This is a genomic window from Spiroplasma kunkelii CR2-3x (genome assembly GCF_001274875.1).
Taxonomy (GTDB): domain Bacteria; phylum Bacillota_I; class Bacilli_A; order Mycoplasmatales; family Mycoplasmataceae; genus Spiroplasma; species Spiroplasma kunkelii.
Genome location: NZ_CP010899.1, coordinates 23,059 through 39,662 on the forward strand (window position 1 = coordinate 23,059; position 16,604 = coordinate 39,662).

Consider the following 16,604-nt stretch of genomic DNA (forward strand, 5'->3'; position numbering starts at 1 on the left):
ATATGGCATCAATTATAGGATTACATGAAGGGTTTGTTATTGGAAATGGAGTAGCAAACTTAACAAAAGAAGGACATTTATTATTATCAGCACAAGAAATGAGAGTAAAAGATATTTTATCAAATCCTGATTATTATACTTTTCATCGCTTAACAGCAACAGCACAATCAAGTCCTAATATGGAAAGTGCAGATTATGCAGTTGCAATTTATACAATACCTGAACGATTATTTTATGGTGATAGTGAATGAAATCATGAAAAAGGAAATCCAAAACAAAATCAAGATGCTAAGCGTGGTCGTTTAGTAATTGATCATACAATCGGATTAAAAACACAATGAAGAAGATTTGATTTAGATCGTTTAAAAAATACTGATCCATCATTGCGAGGTGAATTAGTAGCAAAATGAACTGGTTCAATTACAGAAAATATGATGTTTAATTTAGAATTATACTTTTTAAAAGGTGTAATTGATAATTATATTGCTAGATCATCATTTAATCCTGATTATGCTTTTGTTTATGATACAAGTACAATTAAAACTCAACAAGATGCACTAGATTTAATGTATAAATTAGCACATCGTATGACTGATGAAACAAGAAAAATTAACGCATCTCAAATTGGTACAAATACTAGTGACTGAGAAATAATTTGAGAACCACATTCATATTTAGATTTAACAAGAGCATATACTCAATTAGTTGGTGAAAGTATTTCGGCAAATACAATGGTAACAGGTACTTTATTCCAAGATAAAGTAATGGGTTATATGATTTCTAAATCATTATGATTAGGGCAAAATATTAAACCTTTATATGGTAAAACATCAGATGGAAAATTACAAGTTAATTTAGAAGGAATGAATAGAACTCGTGGATTTGATTTATCTATTAGCAAAAAAATTGAAGGACTTGTAATTCATAGAGAAAATGCAGCAATGATTACTATTTTTACTGAAAATATTAGTTATGTTGATAATGATACACAAGAACCAGCATTTACAAGTCGTGTATTATTTTCATTACCTGCTTTAACAAGACCAGAATTAGGTTTTTTAATTGTTAAAGAAAAGTTTAATGATCAAGAAAAAAATGATGCCATTGCTCGTATGTGAGATAATACAAATACAACTGGTGATTCATGACAAAAATATAATGAATTTACTGGGGAATGAGAAAATGAATTAACTTATCAATTATTAGATTATGATCCAAATTATAAAGATTTTTATAATCCTACATTTAAAAATGCAATGCTAAATACTATTAATAATATTAATAATTTAGAGGTAGATCAAACATCATTAAATATGAATGTAAATAAAAAATATTATAAATTTTTTGGAATTAATCAATCTACTCCTGATGAAGCAGAAATTAAAAAATTATTTGATAAAGTATTAGATAATAATTTAACTACAAACCAGAAAGATAGAGTTATAGCATTTATGCGTTCTGCTATGATATTAAGTGATGGTAAAAATGATTATCCAATTCAAATAAATTCAGCAGGTACTTATTTACCAGTTAATCAAATTGTAAATGGTAATATTTATTTACATATTAATGCTGGTATTATTGATAATCAAAATATTAATGATAAAAAAATATTAATTAATAAGACAATTCCTGCTTTATCAACAGTTATTACAGTACCTAATTTAGGTCAAATAACAATGGCAGGCAATACACCAACAACAGCAGAATTAGAAACTGCTATTAAAGTAAAAAATACTAACTATCAAACTGGAGATGCAACATTCTCTACTATTACATCTACTGGCGCATTAGCAACTGGAAATCCAAATAAATATAGTGGAACAGTTAACTTAATTTATTCAAAGTAAGTAGCGCCATAGATATTCACGATAAGATTAAAAGTGTAGATAGTGTAACAGATGATGAAATAATTAAAGCAATTACTGTACCACAAAAAGTAGCAAGTGAAGATTTAAGATCATTGTTAAATGATAAAGCTTTAAAAGCAGTTAAAGCAGTTGATAATAGTTTAACAACTAATGATTTTGATTGATGACCTTTATATTATCAAGGTTCACCAGATACTTATGATATTACATCAACAGATATTGAAATTGATATTTATATTGCTGGTAAAAATAATGCAACTGGAACAGCACAAGTTCAATATTATAAAGTACAAAAAGTAAATAAAATTAGTATTAAACGATTTAGTAAAGATAATATTGGGTCTTTAATAACACCTTGATATAGTGATGTTCCTGATTTAACTAAAAAATCAGTTGTAATTGATGAAATGAATACAGGAATTATTAAAGCAATTCAAAAAATTAATGCTGGTTTAAGAACATCAGATTATAATGTTAATATTTTAGATTATTCACATCAAATCTTTAATGATAGAGATGAAGGTGATTTTAGTAAAGATGTTGAAGTGCCATATAGTTTAAGTGGTACAAATTGATTAACCGAAGAAACAACTGGAAAGCAAATTACAGTTCCTGCTGCTACTAGAAAATAAAAAGGATTTATTTCCTTTTTATTTTATTTTTTGTTGTGTTTATTGGGTTTTTAATTATATTAAATCCTTTTTTAATTTCATTATAAAAATTAATTGTTTTTGGTTTTGATATTATTTTAGTATGTAATTTTTGATAACCTAATTTTAAATTAGTAGCATATTCTCGTTGTTGAATTAATCAATTTTTATTATCAATAAATTGCTTGTTTTTATTTAACTTAGCATCTTTTGTTTGATAAAAATTAGTACTATAACGATTTATTTCTTTATTTAATTCTAATAAGTTTTTATTAATACGACTTGCTCTTAATTTAACATCACCGCCGCCTTTATTTTGTTGTGTATATATTTGTCAATTAACATATTCTCTTAATTCACTGCGTAATCATACATGTAATCACATATTTCAAAATACTGATCCTGCCCCAGTTCCATTTTTACCTATTGCTGATTTCATTGCTTGTCAAACTTGAATATGTACTTTTGGATAATTATATGGTCCATATCATCTTTTTTGTTTATCATTATCTGATTGAATTAAAATAGTTAAATTACCTATTAATTTTTGTTTATTAGTTATTTGAAAAAATCCTTTTTTACATCAACTACTAGATAATATAGTTCAATTATTTTCTGTTGGTGTTAATGAATTTATAATTTCTTTATATTTATTTTTATCTAAAAAACTAATATCTTTAAATAATTGTATTTCTAAATTTTTAGGTAATTTTATTAATAAATCACTTAATATATTAGGATTTAAATAATATTGAATTTGTGTTAATTGATGTTCAATATCCTTTATACTTTGTAAAATTGATTTTATTTTAGAATTACCATATTTTTCTAATAATTTTATAATTCTTAATGCTATTTTAGGGTTTTCTAAAATACTAGTAATTAATGTTAATAATTTTCACATATTTTGACACTCTCCTTATGGTGATTATATAATGGGTGATGACAAAAAGAGGTGTAAAAATGAATAATGAAATAGATTTTAAAGAATTAAATAAACAACCCGAATATTTAAATTATTTAGAAAAAGGAAAATACCCAATATTATCAGAACAAAAATATTATATTGATATTCCTTGAATTATTGCTAATAGAAAAGCAGCTCCATTAACTATTGGACAAGGTTTAATGTTTAATTGTGATAATGATGATACACAAGATTGAATAGAAGAATGATATGAAAAAAACTATGTTTATTCTAAATTATTTCAAAATGAATTAGCAAATAGTTTATATGGTCGTAGTGTAATGTATTTATTAAAAACAGAAACTGGTGATTTAACTATTGATGTTGCACCTATTGGTTCAAGTGTCCGTATTGCTAAATATTCAGAAATAGAACAATATGCAGAAATGTGAATATTACCTGCCCAAAGTGATTATATGTGATATCAAAAAGTACAATTTTATCCAAGAAAAGCAAAAATAACTTATTATACTGCAAAAGATTTAGAAATTGGTATTTGACAAACTTATGGAGAATTAGAAAGTAAATTAAGACCAGTATCTATAATGGAATATGATACTGGAATAGAAATATTGCCTATTGTTGAATTTACAAACTTACCTAAATTAGCTCATGGAACAAAAACAACAGCAGATGCAGTTCCAGATTGTTTACCTGTATTTAATTTAATTAAAGATGTACAAGATAATATTTATTATAAAAGAATTGAAAGAATTATAAATCGTACTCATTTTGTAGGACAAAAAAATACTACTAATTCATTAACAGATACTGGTAAAGGTGATGAAGAATTAGTAAGTGCTGATGCTATTATTACTAGTACAGTTCAACAATATGCTATGACTGGTACTACTGGTGTTGGTTTAATTCATGCTCAACAAAATTATACTGAAATAACTATTGATAGTGATTATTCTATGAAAATGATATTTAATGGTGCTGGTTATGAATATGATAATTTTTCAGGAAATAATTATACAAATAAAACAGAGTCATTAATGAATAATAAATTAGATATTCATACTACTTTACAAAAAAGGTCTTTACGATTTCCTAAATTATATCGCTTATTTGATTATATATTTAAACATTATAAAAAATGAGATAGTTTAGATGATAATAGTCAGAATAATGATAATTTTAGACCTTATACCTTAGAATTTATAGATATATCAATAGTTAATGAAATTACTCAATCTGAGGTAATTGATAGACAAATAAATAATGGAACTATTACTCATGTTAGAGCAATTCATAAACAAGAAAAAGTAACAAATAAAAAAGCACGCATGATGTATGAAGAAGTTAAAAAAGAACAAAAAGAACAAAAAGAACAATTAGAGCAAGAAATGAATTATATTGATTATAATCAAACAAGAGAAGAAGATATTAAAGGAGATATACAATAATGCAAGTACCAAATATTAATAGTATTTTTAAAAACTTAAATGAAAGAATAATGGATAATAGTGTAAGATCTGATTTAACTAAATTAGATATTGATATTAAAAGTAATTATTTCTTTTTTCCATTTATTATTAAAACTGGTTTAGTAAATATTACAGATAAAGGTTTTCAACCTAATAATGGTGTTCCACAGAATTTTACACAAATGTCACAAATATTTACTGGGAAAGAAGGAATAATAGCACAATGAAAAAATGCTATTAAAATTAGATCTCGTGCTATACCTGATATTTGAAATTATGATTTTTTTAAAAAAAATAAAGATTGATTTACTTATTCTATTAATGAATTTAAAAATAGTTTAACGGATAAAGTTAGTTATTTATATATTACTAGTACTGAAAAAATTTATTTATGAGATGCAACAAAACAAGTTTTTATTAATAAAGATAATCCTGATAATAATTATCCAGTTAATGATATTTGAGAAAAAATTAATAATGAAAATGGTTTTAATGTTTATGTTATAAATTTACAAAAAATTAATAAAGCATTAGATAATTTTGCTATTAAAAGAAAATTTAAAGGTGATGCTTATAAATGTCATATTGTTAATATTAATGATACTGTTGAATTTTCTAAATTAGTTGGTGAAGAATATTTTGGTGAATATAATGCTTGATATCTTGATCGTACAATTACGATTGAAACTACCTATAATTTTCAACGAGAAGATTTTTTAAGGTTTTATTTAGTTCCTTTACAATCTGATAAAGAAGATGTTGATGATAATTTATTAATGTTTATTTCAAATGCTCAACCAAAATATAATGACTTAAATGAATTAGTATATTGAAATGTTACTTTTAGTTATGTTAAAGATTATATTAATACTACCGGACAAACTATTCAGCAATTTGTACAATTTTCAGCAGCAGGTGAAGGTTATGTAATACCTAAAATAATATGAGATGATTTAGGTATTCCAAAAGATTATGAAATTAATGAAAAATTTACTGGTGATAATGGTATTAAAAGTATTCAATTAACATTATTAGGTAATAATGCTTTTTCAGCACCAGTTATTTTTGGTCGCCCTATTGAAAATTTAGGGAAATGAAATGAAAAAGTATATCCACAACGTAGATTATTTATTGATGATTTAAAAATGCCAGTTGCTGATAGTCTAACAAAATCATCAAAACCATTAACTACTTATTTATTAACAAATGGAATACCTGCTATTAATGGTCAGTATGATAACTGATTAAAAAGAAAACAAGGTCAAACAAACCAAGAAATTAAAAAGAATTATGAAGGTTATTTAAATACTAATAGAGATTTAACAAAAGCAACTAATCTAAATAATTTAACTATTAAAGATGTTGCATTAAATTATAAAGGTAATGGTGTTATTAATCGTGATTATGATGTTAGAGCAAATGGTTATTTTAAATATAATTTTGATATTGGACATAATAAAATTAATCCAAGTAAAAATCGTGGGCAATTAAAAGATATGTTAAATTTATTTAGTGTTATGAATAATCATATTATTAGTTTACCAATAGATGTAACAGAAAGTATTGCATGAACTCAAAGAGATATTCCAGTTGTTGGTAAATTTTTAAATGCAATAAGTTTGGGTATTCCGATTTATTGAAAAGAAATAAATAAAAATACTAATAATTTATATCCAAATATTAATAATGGAATACCTTTATTTATAGGAAAATCAAATTATACTTTTTATGATGAAAGTTATTGGCCTATTGTTGAAAGTGGTGGTACACAAGCAAAAAATCAAGGCAATATCCCGCTAGATGCTTTTAGATATAATACTCAAGATGAGGTAAATGATATTATTGGTGCTAGTGCAAGTAATACAAGTTGAGCATTTACTTTAACTGATAAAATAACAGCATCGCTTTGATCTAAAAAAACAAAAAAAGAATTTGGTAAAAATTATAAAATTAGTAGTGTTGTGATCCCAGAAGCATTTAATAGTGAAGATAGTATTTATTTAATTAATGAAGAAACTGTATCATTACCAACTATGGAAAGTAATAATATATTAACTGATATCATTGGTAGTGGTCGATATATAATTGATGCTATTGGGTTTTATAATTTAGGTAAAACAGCAGTTCGTATTTATATGTTTTCAGATGATATTGATATATATGACCCATATTCAATTATGAGTTATTTTGTTAGTTTACAAACAACATCTTTATATAATAATTCAGTTCGAGATTGATTAACTCTTTATTCACTTAGTTATTTAGATCAATATATAGATGATGATATAGTTCATGAATGACCAGTAAAATTACCAGACCCACCACCAAGTATTAATTTCTATACAGTACAAATTAATTTAAGTAAAGCAAATACTGAATTAAATACTAACATTGATTATTCTAAACCTATTGAAAAAACATATTCACAAGATATAATATTATTTGATTTTGGTACATTTGGTGCTACTAATTGAAAACAAGTTCAAGATAATTATGATAGTTTTACAATTAGTACAAATTCTGGAAAAGTAAGAATATGAGCATATAAAGAATATATTAATGAACCATTAGGAGTAAATACTGAAATTAAAATTAAAGATATTAATAACTCTGGATTTACTGTTTTTGAATATTTAGAAGAAAAGGATTACCCTTGAATTGTAAGGTTATCAGGTTATTATTTTAAAACCAAAATTGTATTTTATAATGATGGTGTTAAATTAAAAATGCGAGTTTTATATGAATTGTTTGTTAAAAACATTAGTTATTGAGTTGGAAAACAACTTATTCAGACCAATATATTGGGTAATTTTAAAATTGAAATTAACCCAATAGCAAATATTAAATTAAAAGAAAAATAGGAACTTATTCCTATTTTTTTTATTAAACATTAACTTTTATATTTCCTTCATTATCAATAATTAAATTAGGTTCTTGTATATCTAAATTTCAACGATAAACTTTAAAAAGTTTTCAAGTATTGTTATTATTGTTATTTCAAAAATGTTTATTACTACTACCCATAAATGTTTTTAAAAGAATAAATAAACATCCCATTATATTTTTATTTAATACAAGTTCATATTCATTATAATTATCTAAAATTTTTAATTGTAAATCAGAATGTTTAAAATTAACAATTCTTCAATTATCATTTTCATCACCACGCCATACTACATAATATCATTTATTATCATTCTCATTAAACGGCGTTTCTTGTGGTGCTATTCATTCTAAATTATCTTTAATTTCTTGGTTAGTAGTATTTATTTGGTTTTCTTGTTTTAGTTGTTGTAATTCATCCTCGCTATATTGTGGTTTATTACAAGCAACTAAACTTGTTGTGCTTGTTCCCAATAATGTAATTGCACCAAATAAAGTTAATAATTTTTTCATTGTAGAATTATCCTCCCTTGTTGTCACTATCATACCATATTATTTTAATTTAATTAAATAAAAAAGAGATAATTAAATCTCTTTTTTTATCCTTCGTTAACTTTTATATTACCATCATTATCAATAACTAAATTAGGTTCTTTTGTTTCTAAATTTCAACGATAAACTTCTTTAATATTTTTTTTATAAGTATAATCTGATGATATTCAATGATTAAAAATATAATCATAACCATTGGGTTTAATACCTAAATATATTTTATTTTCTTTTAATTCTAAAGAAAGTGAATTACCAAAAATGTCGGTATCCAAAATTAAAGGACTAGAATAATTATATTTAAACTTAATAATTCTTCATATTCCATATTCAACTCTTACATCTTCATCTGTTCCACCAATTTTAACACCACGCCATACTACATAAAAATAATGATTATGATTATCAATAATATTAAATGGTTCTTCTTGTGGTGCTATTCATTCTAAGTTATCTTTAATATTTTTATCTGTTGTATCTATTTTCTTTTTTTGTTTTAGTTTTTTTAATTCATTTGGTGTATATTCTTGTTCTGTTTTATTACACCCAACTAAACTTGTTGCACTTGTTCCCAATAATGTAATTGCACCAAATAAAGTTAATAATTTTTTCATTGTAGAATTATCCTCCCTTGTTGTCACTATCATACCATATTATTTTAATTTAGTTAAATAAAAACAGAAAGTATTTACTTTCTGTTTTCCTGCGTGCCTACTAACTTTTAAAAAGTTGCAGCGACTGTGTTTCCACAGTTTCTATCCCTAGGACAATTTAATTATATAATAAAAAATAATATCTGCAACCATATTTTAATTTTTAATTTAATTCTTGATTATTTTTATCTTGATGCTAAGATGGTGATGTGAAAATTAAGAAAGGAAGATTAAATATGAGTTATGAGGTTTTAATTGGTATTGGAGCTGGGATTGCTTTTGTTGGAATTTTAGGTTATAAAGGTGTAGAACTTTTAATTAAAAAAATAATGAAAAATAAAGTTAAAGAATCTACAAATAAAGTGGTAGGACAAGAAACATTAGATGCTATTCATTTAGGTTTATTGCAAACTGCTAATACTTTAGGTCTTGGTAATACAGAATGAGCACAAGTATTAGAAACAAATAAACCTATTAGTGAAGAAGAGTTTAATCATATTGTTAAATTACAAAGAGCCAAAAAATCAATTTCTAAAAAAGATATTAAATTATCAGATAAAACAATTAAAGTCTAAAAAAGACTTTTTTTGTTTATAATGGTGATGCATAGAGGTGAATTATGAATAAATTAGAAAGTTTTAAATTAATAACATTAGAAGAGTTTAAAAATTGAGAGGGTTTTGATAAATTAGTAGCACAATATGGTAAAAAACTTTATGATGATACTATTTCAAATTATTTAATTGAAGGTATTACAAGAGCAAGTTTACAATTAGATAGTATTTGTGGTTATCGTTTAGAAACTGAGTTTCCTTTACTTGATCCTAATAGTGAAATTGATAAAAAACGGATTAATTATGTAAAAATTGCTTGTTGTTTACAAACTCAATATTTAATAAGAACTGGGATTGAATATTCAACTGGTGGTGAAATTAGTAGTGATGGTATTACCAGTTATACATATCCTACTAATATGAAAATAGAATTTTCACCTGATATTATTAGTTTATTAGAAAAAGCAAAGTTTTATAAGTCTCAAACATTAACTAAAATAAATCCAGATAATTATGGTTTTACAAATCAATATAATAATGGATTTGGGAAATCTGATACTAATCATAAAGATAGACCAATTATGTTAAGTGAAGCAGATGCTAAATATGTATGAAAAAAAAGTATGTTTACATCTAATACTTTATCAATTATTCCATGATCTAGTACTGAAAAAAGTGGAATATGACAAATTGAAATATCACAACAATTATTAGAGAATTTTATTAATAATTATATAAAAAATATTTCCATTAAACTTGATAATAAAAGTATTGTATATAATTCTAATAATGCATTATCTGTTCCTTTTGATAATGATACGATTTATTATGAAAATAATGTTTGAAAAGCAAAAGAAAGTAAACCAGTAGAAGTTAATGTACCATTATTTGTAGATGAAGATGATGGTAGTATAGGGTTATTAATATCAGATGATTTTGATATTGAAGAAAACAAGTTATCTTTGAGTAAAGTTTGGGAATTAAAATTTACAGTTGAAGTTGTTCAAAAAATACTTGAGGGAATAGGTAAAAAAATTAGATGAGAATCAGTTCCAATACCATCATTTAAACCTGATAGTGCTAATTTTATTGATATTCCTAATTTTTCAGAAAAATACCGTTATCAAGTTAGAATATCACCAACTAATCGGAGTACTGCCGAAGGTAACTTACGACTTGACCCACCTTATTTTAAAGAACCAAAAGAAAATAAAACTTTATCAAAACGCCAAACAGTTGCTTTTATTGATGATATGGATAAAACCCACTATAGTATTGCCTTATATAATACTACTGGCCGTATTTATTTAACTGATGGCAATACTGGTAGTAATGTAAAAATAAATAGTGTTCTTATTTTAAGACAAGAGGTGTAAATATGATAGATAAAGAAAACATTATTATTAAAAATGAAAATGGTACTTATTGACAAAGATTAGGTTTTGAACAAAGAAATCCAAGTCAAAGTTTTAAAACTTGAAAAAATCGTAAGTTTTTAAAATATGATAAATATCCATTTCATATTAAAAAAGCATATATTATGCGATATAATGCTTTATCAATTTTATATCATACTCCATTTTTAAGTTTATATGGATTATTTTTTACTAGCTTACATTTTAATTGAATTCAAAGTTTAGAACCAGTTAAAGAATTTATGTTTGGTCAACATGAAATAACTGATGGTGGGTTTTTTGGATATGCTGGGATTGTTATATCTTATCCAATATTACATGGTACTGCTTGATTAACAACTAAAATACCTAAAATACCAGCAATTAAATTACCTATTGGTAAATGTTTAGAAAAAGTTTATAAAATTCCAAGTTATATCTTATATTTAATATTATTTGGTTGATTAATATTTCGTAAGTATTTAAAAAAACATAATGTTAATATTTGTCATAATTGTAAACAAACAATAGAACAAGTAGCAAGTTGAAATCAATATTGTCTTAAAAAAAGATGAAATAAATAACATTTAAAAAAATAACCCTAGTTGGTTATTTTTTATTTTGTAATATTAATTCTAATTTATTATCTTTACAAATAACTAAATTCTTTTCACCATATGTTTTAATTAAATATTCTCAATCCCAAGTTAAATTTATATTAACATCTTCTACATCAATACCAGTTATATATTCACCAAGTCAGTTTTTACAAGGACGATTACCTTTTTCAGAACGATAACATAAAATAAATTTATTCATTTTTATTATTTCCTTTATTGTGTTTTATATAAAAATTAATAATATGTTCTATTCGTTGTGAGTTGGTATATAATTCAGGTAATTCATTTCAAACTTTTTCTTGTTTTTCATTTAAGTAAACATTAATATTACGAATTAATTTTCTTTTCATAAATAATCTCCTTTAAAAAAATAATGTAGTTTGGATGCTATTTAATCTTTGTTTTGCTAATTTATAATATTTTTTATTAATTTCTATACCAATTCAATGCCGACTTAATTGTTCACAAGCAATAGCAGTTGTTCCACTTCCTAAAAAACAATCTAATACAGTATCGCCAACTTTACTATGTTTATTAATTTGTAATTTAATTAAATTAATATCTTTAACAGTAGGATGTTTAATTGTTCCTATAAATTGATTATTACTATTTGTTATTTGATAAACAGTCTGCATATCTTGATTTCAAACATTACTATAAGAAATTGGTTTATTATAAATATATAAACATAATTCTTTATCTTTACGATATGCATTATTACTAGGTGCATCATTTGTTTTTTGATAAATTATTAATTCAAATTTTAAATTATAATTTTCAATTTCAATTAAATATTCTTTTAATTGTTGTTTTGATAAATAAATTATAAAATTTGGTTTTTTAATAATTCGCATTCATTCTTTAAAATATGATGGTATATCAAAACTATCAATAAATTCACCTTGTAAAAATTCAAGTTCTCTTTTCCGAATTTGATATTGAATATTAGAACAATTAGGATCTTGCATTTTTTTTAAATTATATTCAATATGCTTTTCTTTATTTTTTAATTTTTTAGCAATATCGGGGTAAAGGTAAGGTGGATCAGTTAATATTAAATCAATACTTTTATTAGGTATTATTTTTAATATTTCTAAACTATCACCTAAATATAATTTACCTAAATTAGTTTTCATAATTAGCAATAATAATAGCATCACGAAGATGATTACTTATTTTTTTCATTATTATAAAATCAACCTTTACGATATTCATAAGTTAATAAATTATCTTTTTCATAAATTGCTGTTATTTGTTGATATTTACTTAAATTTTCCATATTTTTAACAACTGATTTAGTATAACGAGGTGATACTCATCAATTAATAGAATACAAAACACATAAAGAACCAAGCAATCTTAATAAATCATCGCGGTCTTTTGAACCATTAGCATTTGTATATAAACAATCTTCAACATTAATAAATATCATTGTTTCTTTAATTTTATTATTAATAAACTTGTAGTGTTCTTTTCAATATTTATTAGTAAATTCATATTTTTTAATTAATTTATTATTTTCATATACAACAATACCTGTAGTACCAGTTCCTGATGGGTCAATACCTACTTTTATCATTATCTTAAAAACCTTTCTTTAAATTTATTATAAAAATCTTCATTTTGTCTTCTAATTATAACTGGTGATAATTTTTCAACATTTAATTCTTCTTTTAATCAAGTTTTACCTCTTAAAATAATATCTTGCTTAATTGTTTTATTTGTAATAAAATCCTTAATATTATTGTAATGTTGATCACTCATTCAATTTGGATTTAAGTTACTAATAATTTCTTTATTAACTTCATTACTATTTTCTTTACTTATTTCAGTACTATCAGGGTCTAATTCATCAGTTGCTATTCCAAAAGTTTTACATAATCAATAACGAGCTCCATAAGTTAAAGCACTACCAACTGCTTTTGCCATATCATTATTTTGTGCTGATAAAGTAATTCCTAATTCAATTTTTTCATTTTCTTTATAAAGTGTTAATAAACCTTTTGAATAATAAGTTATTACTATTTTCTCACCATCTTTACTTTTAACAGTATTGTTAATAAATGTTGGTTCACCTATACTTTCTATTGTGTATGTTATCTTATGTTCTTTTAATTTTGGTTTTAAAACTTTATATAAATCACTTTCAGAAAAATAATTATATTTATTAAAATCATTTCGTGCATTTTTATTAACAAAAATGGTTATATCAGATTGTATTTCACCAATACTTTCAATTAATGTTTTTTTAGTTTCTTGTGGCATTTTCTCACTCCTCTTTTTCTTGTCATATTAAAATAGCATTTTTAATTTGTTCTAAATCTTGTTTAGTAATATTAACTTTTTCTTTAATTACTATTTTTAATTTTGGATTAATAATTATCATTAATATTTTTTTACTATTTATACAAAAGTCTTTTTCTAATAAATAATAAAGTTTTAATTGTCAAATATAACGCTTAATATCAGTTTTTTCATTAGAACTAGTAATTTTTCAATCACATATTATATATTCATTATTTATTGTTATGCCAATAAAATCAGTTGTACCACACATTAAAGGATTATAAAGTGTTTTTTCAGTTTCATAATATTTAAAGTTAATATCTTTAAAAGTTTCTTGATATAGTTTTATAAAATTTTTAAATAATTCACGATGTGATTTTATATCACAATCAATAAACTCAATTAATTCATTATCAAAATTATTTTTTATTCAATTATCAATCATATTATGTAAACATATTCCACGAGTTTGTGCTAATTTTAAAATATTCTCATCAATTTGCGAATAATCTTTTGGTATTAAAATATTAACAATTTGACTAACACTTGGGATTAAAATGCTATATTTATGTAATTTATCATTATAAATATATAAAGGTTTTAAATCTAATCTCATAAAATTGTATCATCCTGATTTTCAAATAATTCTTTTGTTTCTACTTCTTCTAAACGAATATTTCTTGGTATTAATTGGGTTTGATCTGTTATGTTTGGTGTTATAGATTGTATATCATTATATGTATCATTATTTAAATTATTCTTAGTTTGTAAAAATTCATAACTATAAACTCTTACCATTCAATGTATTTTATTATCTTTATCTTTAAAAGATTGTAAAATACCTTTAATTGCAATTTGACTACCTTTTTGACAATATTGTTGTAATACACTTGCTTGTTTATTTCAAACTTGACAAGGAATAAAATCAGTTTCTTTTTTATTTGAGTGTGGTCTTGCCACTGCTAATTGAAAGATAGCATATTCTTTACCATTATTTGTTTTCTTAATTTCAATATCTTTTGTTGTTCTACCAATAGCAGTAAATTGATTCATTATTTCACATCCTTATTAGGTAATTTTTTATATAAAGATTTATCTTTTATAATAAAAGTATCTTCTCTTCGACCATTTACATATTGACAATATTCATCAAAATCTTCTTTATATAATTGTTGTTGTTTTAATTCAGCAAGTTCATTTTCGTAATATAACATTTTATTTCTAATTTCATATAATTTAAATAATTTATCATCTACATTTGTTTGATGCTTAGAACAAATAAAATCTATAATATCTTGTATTTGTTCTATTTCTTTAACTGTTTTTGTCATTATTTATCCTCCTCAATAATAGTTAATTGGTTTAATTGTTTTTTGGTGATTTTAATACCAAATAAATTAGCATCTTCTAAATTAGCACCAATTAAATAAGCATCTTCTAAATCAGCATCTTCTAAATTAGCACCATGTAAATAAGCACCATATAAATCAGCATCTTCTAAATTAGCACCCTTTAAATTAGCATCTTCTAAATCAGCATCTCCTAAATTAGCACCCTTTAAATTAGCACATCGTAAATCAGCTTTTTCTAAATTAGCACAGCGTAAATTAGATTTTTCTAAATTAGCACAGCGTAAATTAGCATCTTTTAAATTAGCATCTTCTAAATCAGCTTTTTCTAAATCAGCACAGCGTAAATAAGCATCATATAAATAAGCACCTTTTAAATTAGCACCTTGTAAATTAGCACCCTTTAAATTAGCATCTTCTAAATCAGCATCTCGTAAATCAGTATCTTTTAAATTAGCACCCTTTAAATTAGCATATTCTAAAACAGCCCACTCTAAATTAGCATCTTCTAAATAAGCATCTTTTAAATTAGCACCATATAAATTAGCGCCATGTAAATTAGCACCAGCAAATCTAACAGCTTTTAAATTAGCACCCTTTAAATTAGCACCTTCTAAATCAGCATCTCCTAAATAAGCACCGCGTAAATCTAATATTTCACTTTCTAAATATTGATTTAATTTTTCTTGTTCAACTTCAATACTAGTTAAGTCTTTAATAACTTCTTTTAATGTTTTCATATTATAATTCCTCCAAATTCTTTTTCATAATTAATGTCTCAATATAGTCATAAGCACTCTCTTCTGAATGACATTCTTCTAATGCTTCATTAAATAAATCTTCTTCAGTATAAATATTTCCATTTTCATCTTTTCACATATTATTTATCTCCTTTAATTTTTTGATTGCTTTTTCAGTTCTAGTAATTTTGTTTATTCCATATATTAAAAAAGACAATGTAAATAAGGATGAAATAGATGAAATAATATTAATGTTGGTGTACTCATATTATTTATTTCCTTTTCATTCAATATCTTTTAAATCAATAATTGCCGTTGATAAGCCATAATTATTATTTTCAATTTTTTCTCGCACTTTTGCTTCTTCTAGTGTGTAATAAGCATAAGTAGTTAAATATTCATTTTTAATAATTAATAAGTATTTTTTAGTCATAATTTAATTCCTCCTAATTCTTTTTAGTATTTAATGCTCAATGTTCATCAGTAATTTCATCGTGTGTAATAATATATTTATTTTGTTTATTACATTTAAAGCAATAACCTCAATATCTTTTTTTAAAACATATTTTCTTTTTCATAGTTATTTTTAAATTCTCCTTTTTACAATTAACTACAAAGTACTACAATGTTCTACATTTTGTAGTTACTTGTAGTATTA

General features: G+C 23.7%; 22 protein-coding genes. 7 read left to right on the top strand and 15 right to left on the bottom strand.

Annotated features, from left to right (window positions below; translation table 4 throughout):
* Positions 1-2 precede the first annotated feature (2 nt).
* Both SKUN_RS00100 and SKUN_RS00105 read left to right on the top strand, forming a co-directional pair.
* On the top strand, positions 3-1,850 hold the full coding sequence (locus tag SKUN_RS00100) for a hypothetical protein (protein ID WP_053390328.1): 1,848 nt from the start codon (positions 3-5) through the stop codon (positions 1,848-1,850).
* A gap of 113 nt (positions 1,851-1,963) precedes the next feature.
* Positions 1,964-2,503, top strand: coding sequence for a hypothetical protein (locus SKUN_RS00105; protein ID WP_053390329.1), 540 nt, complete (start codon positions 1,964-1,966; stop codon positions 2,501-2,503).
* Between the two features lie 7 nt (positions 2,504-2,510).
* Here SKUN_RS00105 and SKUN_RS00110 read toward each other — a convergent pair whose 3' ends face one another.
* Positions 2,511-3,425 (bottom strand): hypothetical protein, encoded by a 915-nt coding sequence (locus tag SKUN_RS00110; RefSeq protein ID WP_053390330.1) that lies wholly within the window; start codon positions 3,423-3,425, stop codon positions 2,511-2,513.
* A 59-nt stretch (positions 3,426-3,484) separates the two neighbouring features.
* Between SKUN_RS00110 and SKUN_RS00115 the strand changes: the two genes are divergently transcribed.
* A complete protein-coding gene (locus SKUN_RS00115) occupies positions 3,485-4,897 on the top strand; it encodes a hypothetical protein (protein ID WP_053390331.1) in 1,413 nt (470 codons plus the stop codon).
* Positions 4,897-7,779: a hypothetical protein gene (locus tag SKUN_RS00120; RefSeq protein WP_053390332.1), complete on the top strand. Its 2,883-nt coding sequence runs from the start codon at positions 4,897-4,899 to the stop codon at positions 7,777-7,779. Before SKUN_RS00115 ends, SKUN_RS00120 begins: the two co-directional genes overlap by 1 nt.
* 22 nt (positions 7,780-7,801) lie before the next feature.
* On the opposite strand, the gene SKUN_RS00125 is transcribed toward SKUN_RS00120, so the two are convergent.
* Together SKUN_RS00125 and SKUN_RS00130 are read right to left on the bottom strand one after the other, a co-directional pair.
* Positions 7,802-8,314 (bottom strand): lipoprotein, encoded by a 513-nt coding sequence (locus SKUN_RS00125; protein WP_053390333.1) that lies wholly within the window; start codon positions 8,312-8,314, stop codon positions 7,802-7,804.
* Between the two features lie 86 nt (positions 8,315-8,400).
* Positions 8,401-8,964: a lipoprotein gene (locus tag SKUN_RS00130; protein ID WP_053390334.1), complete on the bottom strand. Its 564-nt coding sequence runs from the start codon at positions 8,962-8,964 to the stop codon at positions 8,401-8,403.
* Positions 8,965-9,239: 275 nt separating this feature from the next.
* Between SKUN_RS00130 and SKUN_RS00135 the strand changes: the two genes are divergently transcribed.
* Genes SKUN_RS00135 through SKUN_RS00145 form a run of 3 tightly spaced genes read left to right on the top strand, consistent with a single transcriptional unit; the run spans position 9,240 to position 11,535 of the window.
* Entirely contained in the window at positions 9,240-9,578 is a 339-nt protein-coding gene (locus SKUN_RS00135) for a hypothetical protein (RefSeq protein WP_053390335.1), read from the top strand.
* Positions 9,579-9,622: 44 nt separating this feature from the next.
* The gene (locus tag SKUN_RS00140) at positions 9,623-10,933 is read left to right on the top strand and encodes a head-tail connector protein (protein WP_053390336.1); all 1,311 of its coding nucleotides are present in this window, start codon (positions 9,623-9,625) and stop codon (positions 10,931-10,933) included.
* 2 nt (positions 10,934-10,935) lie between these two features.
* On the top strand, positions 10,936-11,535 hold the full coding sequence (locus SKUN_RS00145; RefSeq protein ID WP_053390337.1) for a hypothetical protein: 600 nt from the start codon (positions 10,936-10,938) through the stop codon (positions 11,533-11,535).
* A gap of 25 nt (positions 11,536-11,560) precedes the next feature.
* Here the strand turns inward: SKUN_RS00145 and SKUN_RS00150 are convergent, their stop codons facing one another.
* The 12 genes from SKUN_RS00150 to SKUN_RS11125 form a co-directional block, all read right to left on the bottom strand.
* Positions 11,561-11,770, bottom strand: a complete 210-nt coding sequence (locus SKUN_RS00150; protein WP_053390338.1) for a hypothetical protein — start codon at positions 11,768-11,770, stop codon at positions 11,561-11,563.
* Positions 11,763-11,921, bottom strand: a complete 159-nt coding sequence (locus SKUN_RS08970; RefSeq protein ID WP_158500717.1) for a hypothetical protein — start codon at positions 11,919-11,921, stop codon at positions 11,763-11,765. Before SKUN_RS08970 ends, SKUN_RS00150 begins: the two co-directional genes overlap by 8 nt.
* 12 nt (positions 11,922-11,933) lie before the next feature.
* Positions 11,934-12,707: a DNA-methyltransferase gene (locus tag SKUN_RS00155; protein ID WP_053390339.1), complete on the bottom strand. Its 774-nt coding sequence runs from the start codon at positions 12,705-12,707 to the stop codon at positions 11,934-11,936.
* A 32-nt stretch (positions 12,708-12,739) separates the two neighbouring features.
* Complete coding sequence (locus SKUN_RS00160) at positions 12,740-13,150, bottom strand: hypothetical protein (RefSeq protein WP_053390340.1); 411 nt, start codon at positions 13,148-13,150, stop codon at positions 12,740-12,742.
* Positions 13,150-13,836: an ERF family protein gene (locus SKUN_RS00165; protein ID WP_053390341.1), complete on the bottom strand. Its 687-nt coding sequence runs from the start codon at positions 13,834-13,836 to the stop codon at positions 13,150-13,152. Before SKUN_RS00165 ends, SKUN_RS00160 begins: the two co-directional genes overlap by 1 nt.
* Positions 13,820-14,473, bottom strand: a complete 654-nt coding sequence (locus SKUN_RS00170) for a hypothetical protein (RefSeq protein WP_053390342.1) — start codon at positions 14,471-14,473, stop codon at positions 13,820-13,822. The genes SKUN_RS00165 and SKUN_RS00170 overlap by 17 nt, the downstream gene beginning before the upstream one ends.
* The gene (locus SKUN_RS00175) at positions 14,464-14,910 is read right to left on the bottom strand and encodes a single-stranded DNA-binding protein (RefSeq protein ID WP_053390343.1); all 447 of its coding nucleotides are present in this window, start codon (positions 14,908-14,910) and stop codon (positions 14,464-14,466) included. The genes SKUN_RS00170 and SKUN_RS00175 overlap by 10 nt, the downstream gene beginning before the upstream one ends.
* Entirely contained in the window at positions 14,910-15,188 is a 279-nt protein-coding gene (locus SKUN_RS00180) for a hypothetical protein (protein ID WP_053390344.1), read from the bottom strand. The genes SKUN_RS00175 and SKUN_RS00180 overlap by 1 nt, the downstream gene beginning before the upstream one ends.
* On the bottom strand, positions 15,188-15,946 hold the full coding sequence (locus SKUN_RS00185; RefSeq protein ID WP_053390345.1) for a pentapeptide repeat-containing protein: 759 nt from the start codon (positions 15,944-15,946) through the stop codon (positions 15,188-15,190). Before SKUN_RS00185 ends, SKUN_RS00180 begins: the two co-directional genes overlap by 1 nt.
* Before the next feature lies 1 nt (position 15,947).
* Positions 15,948-16,085 carry a hypothetical protein gene (locus SKUN_RS08975; protein WP_158500718.1) on the bottom strand — a complete coding sequence of 46 codons (138 nt, stop codon included), beginning with the start codon at positions 16,083-16,085 and terminating at the stop codon, positions 15,948-15,950.
* Positions 16,086-16,214: 129 nt separating this feature from the next.
* Positions 16,215-16,379, bottom strand: a complete 165-nt coding sequence (locus SKUN_RS08980) for a hypothetical protein (protein ID WP_155522072.1) — start codon at positions 16,377-16,379, stop codon at positions 16,215-16,217.
* 13 nt (positions 16,380-16,392) lie between these two features.
* Positions 16,393-16,524: a hypothetical protein gene (locus SKUN_RS11125; RefSeq protein ID WP_268794840.1), complete on the bottom strand. Its 132-nt coding sequence runs from the start codon at positions 16,522-16,524 to the stop codon at positions 16,393-16,395.
* Positions 16,525-16,604 lie beyond the last annotated feature (80 nt).